This window comes from Idiomarina sp. MD25a, from assembly GCF_001870515.1.
Taxonomy (GTDB): domain Bacteria; phylum Pseudomonadota; class Gammaproteobacteria; order Enterobacterales; family Alteromonadaceae; genus Idiomarina.
The window spans coordinates 316,505-331,730 of record NZ_MDGT01000003.1 but is presented as its reverse complement, the minus strand read 5'-3'; the positions used below and the strand labels follow the sequence as shown (position 1 = coordinate 331,730).

Below are 15,226 nucleotides of genomic sequence, written 5' to 3'. Positions count from 1 at the left end.
AGCAATGAGTAGGGTCAGCCTAGGAGTTCGGCATGGATTGGTTAATTGGCATTTTATTGGTCGCAGTGGGCGCGGTTATTGGTTTTTTTGTAGCGCGCTACTGGTTTGGCTTACGTAGTGGCGGCGATCTCGAAGAGCAAGTAGAGAAGAGTCAAAAGCAATTGGCAGACTATCAACGCGAAGTAGCCGAGCATTTTGCTACGGCCAATGCACTGGTTGAGCAACTCGAGGAAACACAAGATAAACTCAAAAACTATCTTGCCCACAGTGCTGATTTATTGCAAAAGAACGACGCACAAAGCGACTTACCGTTCTTTTCAGAAGATACCATGCGACAGTTACGGGTCGCGAGTAGCATGAATAAAGATTATCGTTCGACGCACGGTGCCGAAGAAACCGAACAAGTGCCTAAAGATTATACCGATCAGCGTAGCGGATTATTTACTGAAACCGAGTCGGCAAAACGCGATTAAATATCTTGAAACATTTTTGTTTTGAACTCATTTAGTAGCATAGCGGTCATATTGGCTGCACACGGTTGTAAAGTTACTACTAGGAGTTCGTAACACGATGAATAAATTAATTGTAGGTCTCACTTTAGCCGCTTTAACCGTTGGCGGCTTTTCTCAGCCTGCACAAGCAGGTATACCTTTCTTTGGTGCCGACGATGAAAAACCAACCTTGGCACCGATGCTTGAAGAAGTCACGCCAGCAGTTGTTAATATTGCGGTGAAAGGAAAACGCGAAGTACGACAGCGGGTTCCCGATGCATTGCGCTTTTTCTTTGGGCCTAATGCGCCGAGTGAACGTGTTCAAGAACGTCCATTCCGTGGATTAGGTTCGGGCGTCATTATTGATGCTGAAAAGGGCTACGTAGTTACTAATAACCACGTTATCGACGATGCTTCAGAAATCGTTGTGACGCTGAAGAATGGTCGTGAGTACGATGCTAAACTCGTCGGTCGTGATGAACAAAGCGACATCGCTTTACTTCAGATTGAAGACGCCGAGAACCTGACTGACATCGAGATAGGGAAATCATCAGATTTACGTGTTGGTGACTTCGTGGTTGCTATTGGTAATCCCTTTGGCCTCGGACAAACGGTTACATCGGGTATTGTCAGCGCGCTCAGTCGAGCCAACCTCGGTATTGAGGAGCTAGAAAACTTTATCCAGACCGACGCGGCCATCAATAGTGGTAACAGCGGTGGCGCACTGGTGACACTGGATGGCAAATTGATCGGTATCAATACGGCTATTCTTGGTCCGAACGGCGGTAATATTGGCATCGGTTTTGCCATTCCGTCTGATATGATGCGTAACCTTGTACAACAATTAATCGAGTTCGGTGAAGTTCGCCGCGGTGTGCTCGGTGTGCGGGGTAACGATCTCAACTCGGATATTGCTGATGCGCTCGATATTAGTGTGTCAGAGGGGGCCTTTGTCGCCGAGGTTGTACCGGACAGTGCAGCCGATCAAGCGGGCATTCAGTCCGGTGATGTCATCGTTGCCGTCAATGGCGATGATATCGCGAGTTTCCAAGAGTTGGGGGCTTTAATCAGCACCTTAGGTTCGGGAACCGAAGTTGACCTGGAGTTGATCCGTGACGGTGAACGCCAAGACGTGAAGGTTACGCTTGATGCGCAAGATACCGAAACGTCAGCTCAATCTATCCACCCGGCACTAGCGGGTGCAACGCTTGAAGCGGATGGTTCGCAGGATGGTATCCGTATCACTGAAGTTGAGCCCGGCTCTCCCGCTGCGCGAATTGGGCTTGAAAAGGACGACGTCATTAAGGGCGCGAACCGTCAGCCTATCGGTACTTTGGGCGATTTACGCGAAGCGATCGATAACGCAGGCGATGTCGTAGCACTCAGCATTCAACGCGGAAATAGCGTACGTTACTTGATGCTGCGCAACCCTGCCTCTTAGTCACGCGTTTTAGTTTCAAGAACTTACATCAAAGTGACTTCAGTGGTAAGCTGAAGTCACTTTTTTAATTAGCGGACCGTTTAGTTTATGAGCACCATCAAGTCACTCGTTCGATTCCTTTATCAATCGGTAGGTTTAGGCTTGGTTGTTGCTGCCATCATTTTTCTCATCCAACCCTATCTGCAAAGCGGTGGTCCAAGTCAGTTTAATTTAAGCAAAAGCGATGAAGTAGCTAGCTTTAATCAGGCGATAAGCCGCGCCGCACCCGCGGTCGTTAATATATACAGTTTAGGCGAAAGTGAGCGCTCACGTTATTCTTCCCAAGCCAACTCACGTTTGTGGCGCTTAGGCTCTGGCGTCATCATGAGTGAACGCGGCTATATCATCACCGCTAATCATGTCGTTGAAAATTACGATGAAATTCAAGTGGCTCTGCAAGATGGTCGTCGCTACGAAGCGCAACTGATCGGTAACGATACCTATACCGATTTGGCAGTGCTGAAGGTTGAAGCCGATAACCTACCGGTGATCCCGACGATGGGTGAACGACCTATTAAAGTCGGTGATATCGTCTTTGCGATTGGCAATCCTTACAATATTGGACAAACCATTACCCAAGGCATCATTAGCGCCACAGGCGGCCGGGTGGGGATTACAGGTTCAGCCTATTCTGACTTGATTCAAATGGATGCGGTAATTAATCAAGGCGCATCAGGCGGTGCACTCATTAACAGTAAAGGCGAGTTGATAGGTATTAACAATGCGCGTTTTAATTCAGCCTTTGGCGATACGGTCGAGGGAATTTATTTTGCGACGCCTTACAATACGGTTAACGAAATTATGCAAACACTGATCGCTGAGGGCCGCGTGGTACGAGGGTATATTGGGATTCAGGTTAATCCAAACTTTAATCTACAAAACGCTGCAAACGGCATTTTGGTGACGTTGGTAGAGCCTAATAGCCCGGCTGACCGTGCCGGTTTACAGGTCAATGACCTAATCACGCAAATTGGTGGCGCCCCGATCTATTCAGCTACCGAAGGAATGGAGCGAGTAGTTAAGAGTCGTCCAGGTACACAGCTCGAAATTGAGTACATGCGAGGCGATGAAACGCGAACCACAACCTTAACGGTTGGATCCGCGCGTCAGCTTCAATGAATGCGTTGAATGTCGGCACCTAAGCCTTGCAACTTAAGCTCGATTCCTTCATAGCCTCGATCAATATGATAAATGCGTTCAACAAGGGTTTCACCCTTAGCTACTAATCCCGCAATAACCAACGACGCCGATGCGCGCAAATCGGTGCACATGACTTCAGCACCCGTCAGCGTTTCAACACCATTGCAAATGGCGGTGTTGCCTTCAAGCTCTACGTGAGCCCCCATACGACGCAGTTCTGGAATATGCATAAAACGGTTTTCGAAAATCGTTTCGCGCACCCAGCCACTACCCGAAGCAATAGCATTGAGCGCACAAAATTGTGCCTGCATATCGGTTGGGAAAGCCGGATGCGGTGCAGTAATGATAGTCACCGGTTTTGGACGACCTTGGCTACGGATTCGGATCCAATCACTGCCTTTCTCCACTAAGCCCCCCGCCTCTGAGAGCTTTTTAAGTACGGCATCTAAAGCGCTAGGATCCGTATTACGGCACGTCACATCACCACCCGTGGCGAGTCCTGCGACCAAAAAAGTGCCGGTTTCAATACGATCAGGCATCACTGAATACTGGCCACCACCTAAACGCTCGACACCTTCTATGGTGAGCGTATCCGTGCCTTCACCGGTCACTTTAGCACCTAGATGATTCAAGAAATGAGCAAGGTCGATAATCTCAGGTTCGCGCGCGGCATTTTCAATACGCGTTGTGCCTTCTGCCAATGCAGCAGCCATCATGAGGTTTTCAGTTCCCGTCACACTTACAGTATCCATTAAGATATCAGCGCCTTTTAAGCGTCCATCAACGGATGCTTTAATGTAGCCATTTTCGACCACAATTTGTGCGCCCATTTGTCGCAAACCTTCGATGTGAAGATTGACAGGACGCGCGCCAATGGCGCAGCCGCCCGGCAATGAGACCTCGGCTTTACCGACTTTCGCCAACAACGGACCCAACACGAGAATCGAGGCACGCATGGTTTTGACTAACTCATACGGAGCAACATGCTGCGACATTTGTGCGGGTTCAATCACGACCTTTCCATCAACCAATTCGGAGTGGCCTAAGCCGAGCTTTGAGAGCAGTTTTAATGACGTTTTAACGTCTTGCAGCAAGGGTACATTAGCAATAGTAATGGGTTCGCTGCCGAGCACGGTTGCAAGTAGAATCGGTAACGCCGCATTTTTAGCGCCCGAGATGGTGACTTCACCGTTAAGCGGGCGGCCGCCCTTGATTAGAAATTTATCCATGATGCCTCCTGATGACATTAAGGCATCATTAATTTTTTATCACGTTCCCAGGCTTCAGGCGTATACGTTTTAATTGAAACAGCATGAAGCGTACCATCGGCGATTAACGGCTTGAGTGGTTGATACACCATTTGTTGGCTTTTAACACGGCTGAGCGATGCAAACACTTCGCCCACAGCAATGATGTTAACATTGGCGCCATCGAGCTTTACATGCGCCTCGTCGAGTTCAAGTTCATCTTTTAATAACGCGGTCAATTGTTCGGCGTTCATATTTTATCCACACCAGTTAGCTGAAAAATGAAAGTCGTTAGCTTAACGAAAGTAGATGGTCTACGCCACTCACAGTGACGATTTGCCGCAATTGTTCTGACGCGCCTTCACATGGCAAGGGAACTGCATCCCGATTGTGTTTTATGACTTCGAGGAGTACAGCAACACCTGCGGTATCAATTAACTTTACCTTTGCAACATCCACCTGCTTAACGGACTTTTCCTTCAGCAACTGATTTAATGAATTCCATTGCGCAGGAATTGCACTTCGCGTTAGCGAACCTGCTAATGACAGCGTACCGTCATCAGCGAGCTTAAAGTTCATCTGAGCCTGACTCATGCGGCATCCTTAAGACGGAACGTCGACTTTATCGTCCAATTTAATGGGTTGGTTGGCTTTATCTTCGAGTAACGCAATGGTTCCTTCGATGCCGCGTGAACGAATTACGGCAGCGATCTCGCTTTGCTTACTATTCAACAAGCTCACACCTTCAACGACGAGGTCGTAGGCTTTCCAAACATCGGCATTACTGTCGTAACGCACTTTAAAATCGAGACGAATCGGCGGGCGACCTGCTTCTTTAACGCGCGTTTCGACCACCACTACTTTGTCTTCAGGACCTACTTTAGGATGCTGTAGAAATTCTACTTCGTGCTTTGACTCATCATATTGTGTAAAAGCACGGGCATAGGTTGCAACGATGTAATCTGTAAATGCTTTGTAAAATGCCTGACGTTGCTTTTCATCGGTATCTTTAAAATAGCGACCTAAGACCTTTTTGCTGGCGTAAATATTATCAACGTAAGGCATCAACTCATCTTTAACGATGGTTTTTAGATAGTTCGGGTCTTCGCTAATTTTATTACGATCTTCTCCAATACGATCAAACGTCTGGTCCGCTACTTTCTTCAACAGCGTGTATGGGTTCTCTTCCTTGATAATTTCCGCCGAGGCACTACTAACGGCCAGAAAAGCGCTCATTACAAGCGTTAAAAAAACTTTCATAATACCACTCCTAGGTTAATTTTCGCCTTGGCTAAACAAGAATTGACCAATCAACTGTTCCAACACCAACGCCGACTTAGTATCCGAAATCGTGTCGCCATCTTCTAAAGTGCCCACTGTATCGTCGATAAAGCCCGGTTGCAGACCCAGGTATTGTTCGCCGAGAAGCCCCGCCGTCAACACCGACAAACTACTGGTCTCAGAGAACTTATCGTAATCTTTACTGATCTCCATCTCGACTAACGGCTCATAATATTCACCTGCGAGCGAGATTTCAGTAACACGACCAACAACAACCCCGCCGACCTTCACTGGTGAACGCACTTTGAGACTGCCGATATTGTCGAATTTGGCATACAGTGTATATGTCTCGCCTGCGGTCACAGTGCTGCCGCTTGCTGCGCGTAACGCAATAAACAACAGTGCTAAAACCCCTACAACAACAAACAAGCCAACAAAAATATGTGATTTCCGTGATTCCATGGTTTTTACCCGCCAAACATCAATGCTGTAAGAATAAAATCGAGTCCTAAAATAGCGAGCGAAGCGGTGACCACGGTCGACGTGGTTGCTTTGCTAATACCCGCTGAAGTCGGTTCACACCGATAACCTTTGTAGAGCGCGATCCACGTCACCACAAAAGCAAATACGAGTGATTTAATGATCCCGTTCATTAAATCGTCGCGCCAATCAACCGCTGATTGCATCACCGACCAAAATGCGCCTTCATCAACACCTAACCAACCCGAGCCAACTAAGTAACCACCGTAAATACCTACAGCAGAAAAAATCAGTGCTAACAATGGCATACTGACAAAACCTGCCCAAAAACGCGGGGCCACAACGCGGCGTAACGGATCAACCGCCATCATTTCGAGACTCGATAACTGCTCAGTTGCTTTCATTAAGCCAATTTCCGCAGTTAATGCCGAACCCGCACGACCTGCGAATAGTAATGCGGTTACCACGGGCCCTAACTCGCGCAACAACGACAGCGCCACCATCGGTCCCAAGCTCTGTTCTGCACCGTAGTCAACCAATATGGTGTAACCCTGCAAGCCCAGCACCATACCGATAAACAAGCCACTAACAACGATAATTATGAGTGATAAGACACCGACCACATACATCTGCTGCACAAACAGTGGCCATGACTTACGCGGTGTCGGCTTGCCTATAATCGCGCCGAGTAACATAGCAAGCGCCCGCCCAATACCGGCAACCGCATCCGTTACTGTCGCACCTAAGCGCGCTAAACTATCCATGCGCTTCTCCCATCAAATCCATAGCGAAGTCGTCCTCGGTGTAATGGAATTTAACTGGACCATCGGCTTCGCCTTGTAAGAACTGACGTACAATGGCTTTGTCGTTATTCTCAAGTTCAGCCGGTGTACCTTCAGCAACCACTTTCTTATCGGCAATAATATAAGCGTAGTCGGCAATAGAGAGCACTTCACCCACGTCGTGCGAGACAACGATAGACGTCAGCCCTAGCGATTCATTGAGCGAGCGAATTAACTTAACAATAACGCCCATTGAAATCGGATCTTGGCCGGCGAACGGTTCGTCGTACATAATCAAGTCGGGATCAAGCGCGATTGCCCGTGCGAGTGCCGCACGTCGCGCCATGCCACCCGATAATTCCGCTGGCATTAAGTCACGCGCACCACGCAAGCCCACGGCTTCGAGTTTCATCAATACGATACTGCGAATCACTTCTTCGGTGAGCTCGGTGTGCTCACGCAGTGGAAACGCAACATTGTCAAAAACACTCATATCGGTAAATAGCGCACCGCTTTGAAACAACATACTCATTCGCTTACGCAACTCATAAAGCGCCTTGCGCGAAAGCTGAGTGACCTCTTCATCAGCCACCTTGATTGAGCCCGATGACGGTCGAAGTTGCCCGCCTATTAAGCGCAATAATGTTGTTTTACCAATGCCACTGGGCCCCATAACCGCGACGATCTTGCCCTTCGGTACAGTCAGTGAAAGGCCGTCATAAATGGTGCGTTGGCCGTGCGAAAAATGCACATCTTTTAAAGCAACAAAGTTATCCACTTATCTGTCCCTAACGCGCTATTTGTTTCAGAATACCCATTCTAGAGGGCGTTGGTCTAAAACGTAACTGTAAAAATGTTGCAAAACATATCAGTTTTGTTGATCGATCATCGCCAACAACTTGTCCGCAAAGGCTTTGCGGTCACCTTGGCAATGCTCACACAATTGTAATTGCTCGAATAATCGAGCCCCATGCACCGCGAAAAACAGTACCTTGGCTAGCATCGGATCGCGGCTAAATTGTTCAAGAGATTGAAAGGTCTGTTGTACATGAGCCGTCATCGGCGCCAGCAATTCTGGGTTATTCGCAGCGGCTGCCAGCAAACCAGAACTCAACTGTGCGCATTCCGCATCACTATTTAACGACGCCAGCAAAATACTTTTTAGTTCTTGGTTAGGATCACCCTCGAACTCCACCATAAAAGCATCTTTTAAATCACTATTTCGCGCCACCATGCGCTCAAGCATCGCTTCGAGTAATTTGTCTTTACTGGCAAAGTGATATAGCAGTCCACCCTTACTGATACTGGTTGCTTGACCCAATGCATCAAACGTAAGACGAGCCGCCCCTTCAGACGCGACTAATTGCTCAGCAGCATCTAAAATAACGTCTCTGTTGCTCGGACGACCTGCACATTTTTTTGCGCACATAACAACTCACTCAATGACATAAATTTGGTTTATTACTAAACCGTCTAGTTGGTATAGTAATTCAAATTTGTGACATTCGCAATCTTACAGAGACAAATACGGTAGGCAGCCACCGTCATATTGACGTATCATTAGGCGCAGGTTTTCAGTTTTTTAGGTGAGTAATGAAGCAAATCACCCACGACTTTTGTACGCTTGCTCGTGATGTAATCGATATCGAGCGCGATGCTATCGAAGGTTTAAAGGCCTTTCTCGACGATAATTTTAATCGCGCGTGTCAGGCGATGTTCGATTGCAAAGGACGCATTATAGTGACCGGTATGGGAAAATCGGGTCACATTGGTGGAAAAATTGCAGCAACACTTGCTTCAACGGGTTCACCGGCATTTTTCGTACACCCTGGGGAAGCCAGTCACGGCGACCTTGGCATGGTCACCGACAGCGATATCGTCATCGCCATATCGAATAGTGGCGAAACAGGCGAAATTTTAAATATCGTGCCCGTCATGAAGCGATTAGGTGTCACCATCATTGGGATGACTGGCAATCCGGACTCAACGCTCGCGACCTTAGCCGATATTCACGTCTGTATTCGGGTCGAACAAGAAGCCTGTCCACTCGGCTTAGCACCGACAGCATCGACCACAGCGAGTCTGGTCATGGGTGATGCGCTTGCCGTCGCGCTACTGAACGCGCGTGGATTCACCGCCGACGACTTTGCCTTATCGCATCCTGGCGGCTCACTGGGTAAACGGTTGCTGCTCAGACTAAGCGATGTCATGCACACCGGCGATCGCGTCCCAAAAGTCGAGCAAACAGCATTAATTCGCGATGCTTTATTAGAAATCTCGCGCAAAGGCCTGGGCATGACCTCTATTATTGATGACCAAGGTCGCTTAGCGGGGATTTTTACCGACGGTGACTTGCGCCGTATTCTCGATAGCCGCGTTGATGTGCACGAGAGTAAAATTGCCGACTTTATGACACGCACCTGCGTCACCGCGCATGAAGACATGTTAGCTGCGCAAGCGCTCAAGTTAATGCAAGATCGTAAAATTAACGGCTTAATTATTGTTGACCATGATGGCAAGCCGCACGGTGCCATGAATATGCATGACCTCTTACAAGCAGGAGTGGTTTAATGATTCATAACCGTACTGCGAAAACCGTAAATACTTGGTATGGCGATATTAGCGAGGATTTGTTTCAACAGTTCGCGCAAACCCAATTATTGGTTTTAGATGTGGACGGCGTATTTTCAGACGGTCGCATTTATTTAGGTAATAGCGGTGAAGAACTGAAAGCTTTCCACACCCGCGATGGCTTTGGCTTAAAAGCATGGACCGATGCCGGTTATCCAGCGGCTGTTATCACTGGCCGCGAGTCGACGATTGTTGAACGTCGTATGAAGCACTTAGGCGTCACTCATATCTTCCAAGGTGTAAAAGATAAAGTCGAAGTCTACGAGCGCCTGCTTGAAACATTAGCGTTAAGTGATTCACAAGTCGCGTATGTTGGCGATGATGTACCCGATCTCAAACTCATTAACCGTGTAAATTTAGGCGTTGCGGTTCACGATGCTCACCCCTCCGTACAGCTGGCTGCGCAATATATCACCCGCTGTCATGGTGGCTTTGGTGCGGTGCGTGAAGTCTGCGATTTACTGTTGTTAAGCCGCGGCGAACTCGCCAGTGTTGAAGGAGTGAGTTTGTGAGTCGTCGCGTAGCACTACTGCTGCTCATCTTATTTGGCGCAGTCATACTATTGCTATGGCGCCCCTTTGATCGCTCCGACGCGGGCGATACCAACGTGCAATCACGAAAAATGACGCCTGACTTCACTGCATCGGGACTGAAAACGCGTTTGTATGAGTCGGGCGGTCGCTTGGCACATCAGGTCACTGCCGAGCACATGTCGCATTATATTCAAATTGGTCTCACCGAATTGACCAACCCTGTGTACTCAGTCTATACCGATGAGCGCGAAGCTACATGGCAAGTCAGTGCAGAGCAAGGCACGCTATATGACGATCAAACACTTATTTTAGAGCGCAACGTTGAAATATTGGCCTTACAGCCTGATACTTCAATTAAGCGTGTTAATACCGACTACTTGGTCATCGATATACCGGCAGAAACCATGAATACCGATTATCCTGTCACTATTTCGGGACCCCAAATTGCTGTGCAAGGTCATGGTCTGAGCGCCGACCTGTACGCAGAAACTATGGAGCTAAAACGTCATGTTAAAACGGTTTTTAATCCTCGCTAGTTTAGCGGCTGTGAGCCAAATGGCTGCCGCTCAAGGCGAGGCAGATTTTAAAAAGCCGATCGAGGTCAATGCTGGACATGAACACTTTGATATCAAGAACAATAAATTGTTGTTGACCGATAATGTCATTGTAACTCAGGGCTCAATGCGTATTGAGGCGGACCGCCTGGAAGCGACCGGTGGTGAAGCCAAAGACCAAGCAGATACATTTATTGCGCACGGTCGTCCTGCAGTCTATACGCAGTTGCTAGAGGATGGCTCTGAAATCAGCGCACAAGCCGATCAAATCACCTACTTCCAGAGTCAAGGACGTATTGAGTTACAAGGTAACGCGCAGATCACTCAAGGCAGCAGTTTGTCGCGTGGCGATACCATTGTGTATGACTTGGCTAACCAACATGTCTCGGCAAGGGGCTCAAAAGAGTCAGGCGAACGGGTTACCACGATTTTTAATCCCAATAAGCAACCCGAGAAAGAGCAACCGAAAGACGACCAACAGCAACAAGAGCAATAATGCATGGCTAAATTATCTGTTCAGCATCTCGCTAAATCTTATAACCGACGCCAAGTCGTCAAAGACGTCAGTTTAGAGGTAAGCCAAGGACAAATTATTGGTCTGCTCGGTCCTAATGGTGCGGGTAAAACAACGACCTTTTATATGATCGTTGGCTTAGTGAATTCTGATAAAGGCAGTATTAAGCTGGACGATCAGGATTTAACGCTTTTACCGATGCATGAACGTGCACGTCGAGGTATCGGATATTTGCCACAGGAGTCATCTATTTTTCGAAAAATGACGGTCCGCGATAACTTGATGGCGATTCTTGAAACTCGGCGCTCACTTACCGCTATTGAGCGCGAAGAAAAGCTCGATTCACTGCTCGAAGAGTTTAATATCGGTCATATAGTGAATAGCTTGGGTATGAGTCTGTCGGGTGGTGAGCGTCGTCGTGTTGAAATCGCTCGGGCGCTCGCTGCGGACCCCACGTTTATTTTATTAGACGAGCCTTTCGCAGGTGTTGACCCAATTTCGGTACTCGACATCAAAAAAATAATCGAACATCTTAAGCACCGAGGCATCGGTGTGTTGATTACTGACCACAACGTGCGTGAAACGTTGTCCGTATGCGAGCATGCGTATATCGTTAGTCATGGTGAGCTGATTGCCAGCGGGGATGCAAATAGCGTATTGTCAAATCAACAAGTAAAAGATGTCTACCTCGGTGAGCAGTTCACCTTGTAACACAGCACAAGTGAGGCCGGGATAATCAGATGAAACAAAGTTTGCAACTGAAAATGGGTCAACAACTTACGATGACCCCTCAATTACAACAAGCCATTCGGTTGTTGCAACTCTCATCACTCGATCTACAAGCTGAAATACAGGAAGCCTTAGATAATAACCCGTTACTTGAGGTAGAGGGTGAAGCTGATCAAGATGCCCAGAGCGATGCCGAGCAAACGCAAAAAGACGATAGTCAGAAGGAGACCGTCGATGCGCTGCAAGATCAATCGCTACCCGATGACCTCCCACTGGATAGCACTTGGGACGACACCTACACATCAACAACTCCGTCAAGTGGCACTAGCTCAAGCCAATCATTTGACGGCGAGCACGATGTCTATCAAGGTGAAACTAGCGACTCTCTTTACGATCATTTGATTTGGCAAATGCAGATGTCGCATTTCTCAGACGAAGATGCGGCTATCGCCACCACCATCATCGAATCCATTGATGAGCGCGGCTACCTGACTTCAGACTTAAATGAGCTCGTTGAAGCTATCAACTTACCCGAAGTCGATGTTGAAGAGGTCGCGATGGTACTTAAGCGTATTCAACATTTTGATCCTCTGGGTGTCGGTGCACGCTCTATCCAAGAATGTTTGAGTATTCAACTACAGCAACTATGCGACGAAACCCCCTGCAAAAAGCTTGCATTAACGCTTATAAATGATTACATGGAGTTGATGGGCGCGCGCGATTATAAAGGGTTGCAGCGTAAACTGAAGATTGATGAAGCAGCGTTAAAAGATACACTGCGACTGATTCAAACCTTAAACCCTTATCCTGGCGACGCTATTGATCAAAAGCCCGTTGAATACGTCATACCGGATATTTCGGTGGTGAAAAAAAATGGTCGCTGGGTGGTCGAATTAAATCCTGATAGCGTACCTAAATTAAGAGTGAACGAACAATATGCAGCGCTGAGTCGGCAGGCTAAATCAAGCGCTGATTCTCAGTATATAAAGCTGCATACTCAAGAGGCGCGTTGGTTCATCAAGAGTCTCGAAAGTCGAAACGAGACTTTACTGAAAGTCGCGCACTGTATTGTTCAACGTCAGCAAGGCTTTTTTGAACATGGTGAGGAGGCGATGAAGCCGATGGTTCTCAATGATGTCGCGGAAGCCGTTGATATGCACGAAAGCACAATCTCTCGTGTAACGACTCAAAAATACCTCCACTGCCCGCGCGGCATCTTCGAGCTTAAATACTTCTTCTCCAGTCATGTAAGTACAGAAACAGGAGGTGAGTGTTCAAGTACTGCTATAAGAGCGCTAATCAAAAAATTGGTTGCCGCGGAGAACCGCGCCAAACCATTAAGTGATAACAAAATTGCTGAACTCATTGCGGATCAGGGAATCCAAGTAGCTAGAAGAACGATTGCGAAATATCGTGAATCGCTCAACATTCCCTCTTCAAGCCAAAGGAAGAGTCTGCTTTAATATTGTTCAACCGTAGAAGGAAGACGTTATGCAAATCAACCTAACAGGTCACCACATTGATATTACTGACGCGTTGCGTGATTACGTGGATACAAAATTTGCCAAGTTAGAGCGCCACTTTGACCACATAAACAACGTTCACGTCATCCTAAATGTTGAAAAAACGGTTCAAAAAGCGGAAGCTACGCTTCATGTCAACGGTGGAGAGATTTTCGCCGATGCAGAGCACGACGATATGTACGCGGCGATTGATGGACTTATCAATAAGCTCGATCGCCAAGTGATTAAACACAAAGAAAAGTTGAAAAAACACTAAATCATGCAATTGTCTGATCTTTTGAGCCCCGACTGCACCAAGTGTGCAGTCGAGGGTGCAAGCAAGAAACGCCTGTTAGAAACTATCAGCGCTATCGCGGCTCCAAAACTTGTCGGAATCACTAAACACGACATCTTTGAGAGCTTAATTAATCGTGAGCGCCTGGGTAGCACAGGCATTGGTCTAGGCATCGCTATTCCGCATGGTCGGCTAGCGAATGCGACTCAGCCGGTGGCAGTACTAATGACGCTTGAACAGCCCATTGAGTTTGATGCAATTGATAATCAGCCGGTGGATATCGTATTCGCCTTGCTTGTTCCTGAATCAGAGCATGAAAACCACTTAAACACCCTTGCAACCGTCGCCAAACGCATGAATAACAAAGAATGCACGCGTTCGCTGCGAGAAGCTGACAGTGACCAAGCGCTCTATTCTATTTTTGTCAGCGAAGATCAGGCTCCTGAATGCAACTTATCATAGTCAGTGGACGTTCGGGCTCCGGCAAAACCATTGCCCTAAGAGTACTTGAAGATCTCGGTTTCTATTGTGTCGATAACCTTCCTATCGCTTTGCTCGCAACATTGGTTCATTCAGTCATTGAGCAATATGACCGCGTTGCTATCAGCATTGATGTACGCAATTTACCTGAAGATCCTCATGAACTGTTAGAATCAATTGAGTTTTTGCCCGATGATGTCGATATTGAGGTACTCTTTATCGACGCCGATGACCAAACGCTGCTACAACGTTTTGGCGAAACGCGCCGCTTGCATCCACTCTCGCAAAAACAGTTACCTTTACTTGAAGCGCTACAGTTAGAAAACCGACTACTCGACCCTATTGCTGAACGCGCCACTTGGCGAATCGATAGTAGTAACCTATCTTTACATCAACTCAGTGAAGAGGTGAGCGCGCGCGTCTTGGGTAAAGCCTCGAAACATGTCGTGATTGTGTTCCAGTCGTTCGGATTTAAACACGGTGTACCTAAGGACGCAGATTTCGTATTTGATGCACGGATTTTACCGAATCCTCATTGGAATCCAGAGCTCAAGCTTCTCACCGGACAAGACGAAGACGTTAAGCAGTTTTTCCGCAAAGAGGGTTTAGTAACCAAGTATTTACTGCAAGTCGAAAACTTTCTTGCCACATGGTTACCTTATTTTCAACGCAGTAACCGCAGCTACCTAACCATTGCGGTGGGTTGTACGGGGGGTCAGCATCGCTCTGTTTATTTGACCGAAGCCTTAGCCGATCAGTTTCGAACAGATGAAACACATGTTCAAGTTCGCCACCGGGAATTGTCAAAATGACGCAAAAAGTCTGTAAATCTTTGATCATTCGCAATAAACTAGGCTTACATGCGCGCGCAGCGACCAAATTGGCACGCTTGACGCAAGAGTTTGCTGCCAAAATCACCATCAGCCAAGATGGTCAAGAGGTGGATGCAGGCAGTGTGATGTGTTTGATGCTTCTCGCCAGCCGACAGGGCCGCGAGGTTAATGTCTGTGCCCAAGGTGACGATGCCGAGGCGGCGCTTGAAGCAATTACCACCCTATTTGAAGATAAGTTTGAGGAAGCTGAATAA

General features: G+C 47.6%; 21 protein-coding genes. 13 read left to right on the top strand and 8 right to left on the bottom strand.

Annotated features, from left to right (window positions below; genetic code table 11):
- The first annotated feature begins 32 nt into the window (after positions 1–32).
- The 3 genes from BFR57_RS05700 to BFR57_RS05690 all read left to right on the top strand — a co-directional run bounded on the left by BFR57_RS05700 (position 33) and on the right by BFR57_RS05690 (position 3,090).
- Complete coding sequence (locus tag BFR57_RS05700; RefSeq protein WP_071463059.1) at positions 33–473, top strand: YhcB family protein; 441 nt, start codon at positions 33–35, stop codon at positions 471–473.
- A gap of 97 nt (positions 474–570) precedes the next feature.
- The gene (locus BFR57_RS05695) at positions 571–1,932 is read left to right on the top strand and encodes a DegQ family serine endoprotease (protein ID WP_071463058.1); all 1,362 of its coding nucleotides are present in this window, start codon (positions 571–573) and stop codon (positions 1,930–1,932) included.
- An 87-nt stretch (positions 1,933–2,019) separates the two neighbouring features.
- Positions 2,020–3,090 (top strand): trypsin-like peptidase domain-containing protein, encoded by a 1,071-nt coding sequence (locus BFR57_RS05690; protein ID WP_071463057.1) that lies wholly within the window; start codon positions 2,020–2,022, stop codon positions 3,088–3,090.
- Here BFR57_RS05690 and murA read toward each other — a convergent pair.
- The 8 genes from murA to BFR57_RS05650 form a co-directional block, all read right to left on the bottom strand.
- Entirely contained in the window at positions 3,084–4,340 is a 1,257-nt protein-coding gene (murA, locus tag BFR57_RS05685) for a UDP-N-acetylglucosamine 1-carboxyvinyltransferase (protein WP_071463056.1), read from the bottom strand. The genes BFR57_RS05690 and murA overlap by 7 nt on opposite strands.
- A 17-nt stretch (positions 4,341–4,357) precedes the next feature.
- Positions 4,358–4,612 carry a BolA family protein gene (locus tag BFR57_RS05680; RefSeq protein ID WP_071463055.1) on the bottom strand — a complete coding sequence of 85 codons (255 nt, stop codon included), beginning with the start codon at positions 4,610–4,612 and terminating at the stop codon, positions 4,358–4,360.
- Between the two features lie 37 nt (positions 4,613–4,649).
- On the bottom strand, positions 4,650–4,952 hold the full coding sequence (locus BFR57_RS05675) for an STAS domain-containing protein (RefSeq protein WP_253183608.1): 303 nt from the start codon (positions 4,950–4,952) through the stop codon (positions 4,650–4,652).
- A gap of 9 nt (positions 4,953–4,961) precedes the next feature.
- Complete coding sequence (locus BFR57_RS05670; protein ID WP_071463054.1) at positions 4,962–5,618, bottom strand: ABC transporter substrate-binding protein; 657 nt, start codon at positions 5,616–5,618, stop codon at positions 4,962–4,964.
- 15 nt (positions 5,619–5,633) lie between these two features.
- A complete protein-coding gene (mlaD, locus tag BFR57_RS05665) occupies positions 5,634–6,101 on the bottom strand; it encodes an outer membrane lipid asymmetry maintenance protein MlaD (protein WP_071463053.1) in 468 nt (155 codons plus the stop codon).
- Between the two features lie 5 nt (positions 6,102–6,106).
- A complete protein-coding gene (mlaE, locus tag BFR57_RS05660) occupies positions 6,107–6,883 on the bottom strand; it encodes a lipid asymmetry maintenance ABC transporter permease subunit MlaE (RefSeq protein WP_071463052.1) in 777 nt (258 codons plus the stop codon).
- The gene (gene mlaF, locus BFR57_RS05655) at positions 6,876–7,679 is read right to left on the bottom strand and encodes a phospholipid ABC transporter ATP-binding protein MlaF (RefSeq protein WP_071463051.1); all 804 of its coding nucleotides are present in this window, start codon (positions 7,677–7,679) and stop codon (positions 6,876–6,878) included. Before mlaF ends, mlaE begins: the two co-directional genes overlap by 8 nt.
- Positions 7,680–7,769: 90 nt before the next feature.
- A complete protein-coding gene (locus tag BFR57_RS05650; protein ID WP_071463050.1) occupies positions 7,770–8,330 on the bottom strand; it encodes a TetR/AcrR family transcriptional regulator in 561 nt (186 codons plus the stop codon).
- A 164-nt stretch (positions 8,331–8,494) separates the two neighbouring features.
- On the opposite strand from BFR57_RS05650, the gene BFR57_RS05645 reads away from it, so the two are divergent.
- The 10 genes from BFR57_RS05645 to BFR57_RS05600 are packed head-to-tail and all read left to right on the top strand — an operon-like array spanning position 8,495 to position 15,226.
- Entirely contained in the window at positions 8,495–9,472 is a 978-nt protein-coding gene (locus BFR57_RS05645) for a KpsF/GutQ family sugar-phosphate isomerase (protein ID WP_071463049.1), read from the top strand.
- On the top strand, positions 9,472–10,044 hold the full coding sequence (kdsC, locus tag BFR57_RS05640; RefSeq protein WP_071463048.1) for a 3-deoxy-manno-octulosonate-8-phosphatase KdsC: 573 nt from the start codon (positions 9,472–9,474) through the stop codon (positions 10,042–10,044). The genes BFR57_RS05645 and kdsC overlap by 1 nt, the downstream gene beginning before the upstream one ends.
- The gene (gene lptC / locus BFR57_RS05635; RefSeq protein WP_071463047.1) at positions 10,041–10,601 is read left to right on the top strand and encodes an LPS export ABC transporter periplasmic protein LptC; all 561 of its coding nucleotides are present in this window, start codon (positions 10,041–10,043) and stop codon (positions 10,599–10,601) included. The genes kdsC and lptC overlap by 4 nt, the downstream gene beginning before the upstream one ends.
- Positions 10,573–11,115 carry a lipopolysaccharide transport periplasmic protein LptA gene (lptA, locus tag BFR57_RS05630; protein ID WP_071463046.1) on the top strand — a complete coding sequence of 181 codons (543 nt, stop codon included), beginning with the start codon at positions 10,573–10,575 and terminating at the stop codon, positions 11,113–11,115. Before lptC ends, lptA begins: the two co-directional genes overlap by 29 nt.
- 3 nt (positions 11,116–11,118) lie before the next feature.
- The gene (gene lptB / locus BFR57_RS05625) at positions 11,119–11,844 is read left to right on the top strand and encodes an LPS export ABC transporter ATP-binding protein (protein WP_071463045.1); all 726 of its coding nucleotides are present in this window, start codon (positions 11,119–11,121) and stop codon (positions 11,842–11,844) included.
- Positions 11,845–11,873: 29 nt separating this feature from the next.
- Positions 11,874–13,325: an RNA polymerase factor sigma-54 gene (locus tag BFR57_RS05620; protein ID WP_071463044.1), complete on the top strand. Its 1,452-nt coding sequence runs from the start codon at positions 11,874–11,876 to the stop codon at positions 13,323–13,325.
- Between the two features lie 28 nt (positions 13,326–13,353).
- Entirely contained in the window at positions 13,354–13,641 is a 288-nt protein-coding gene (gene hpf, locus BFR57_RS05615) for a ribosome hibernation promoting factor (protein WP_071463043.1), read from the top strand.
- Between the two features lie 3 nt (positions 13,642–13,644).
- Positions 13,645–14,121 carry a PTS IIA-like nitrogen regulatory protein PtsN gene (ptsN, locus tag BFR57_RS05610; RefSeq protein WP_071463042.1) on the top strand — a complete coding sequence of 159 codons (477 nt, stop codon included), beginning with the start codon at positions 13,645–13,647 and terminating at the stop codon, positions 14,119–14,121.
- The gene (gene rapZ / locus BFR57_RS05605) at positions 14,106–14,951 is read left to right on the top strand and encodes an RNase adapter RapZ (RefSeq protein ID WP_071463041.1); all 846 of its coding nucleotides are present in this window, start codon (positions 14,106–14,108) and stop codon (positions 14,949–14,951) included. The genes ptsN and rapZ overlap by 16 nt, the downstream gene beginning before the upstream one ends.
- Positions 14,948–15,226, top strand: coding sequence for an HPr family phosphocarrier protein (locus tag BFR57_RS05600; RefSeq protein ID WP_071463040.1), 279 nt, complete (start codon positions 14,948–14,950; stop codon positions 15,224–15,226). Before rapZ ends, BFR57_RS05600 begins: the two co-directional genes overlap by 4 nt.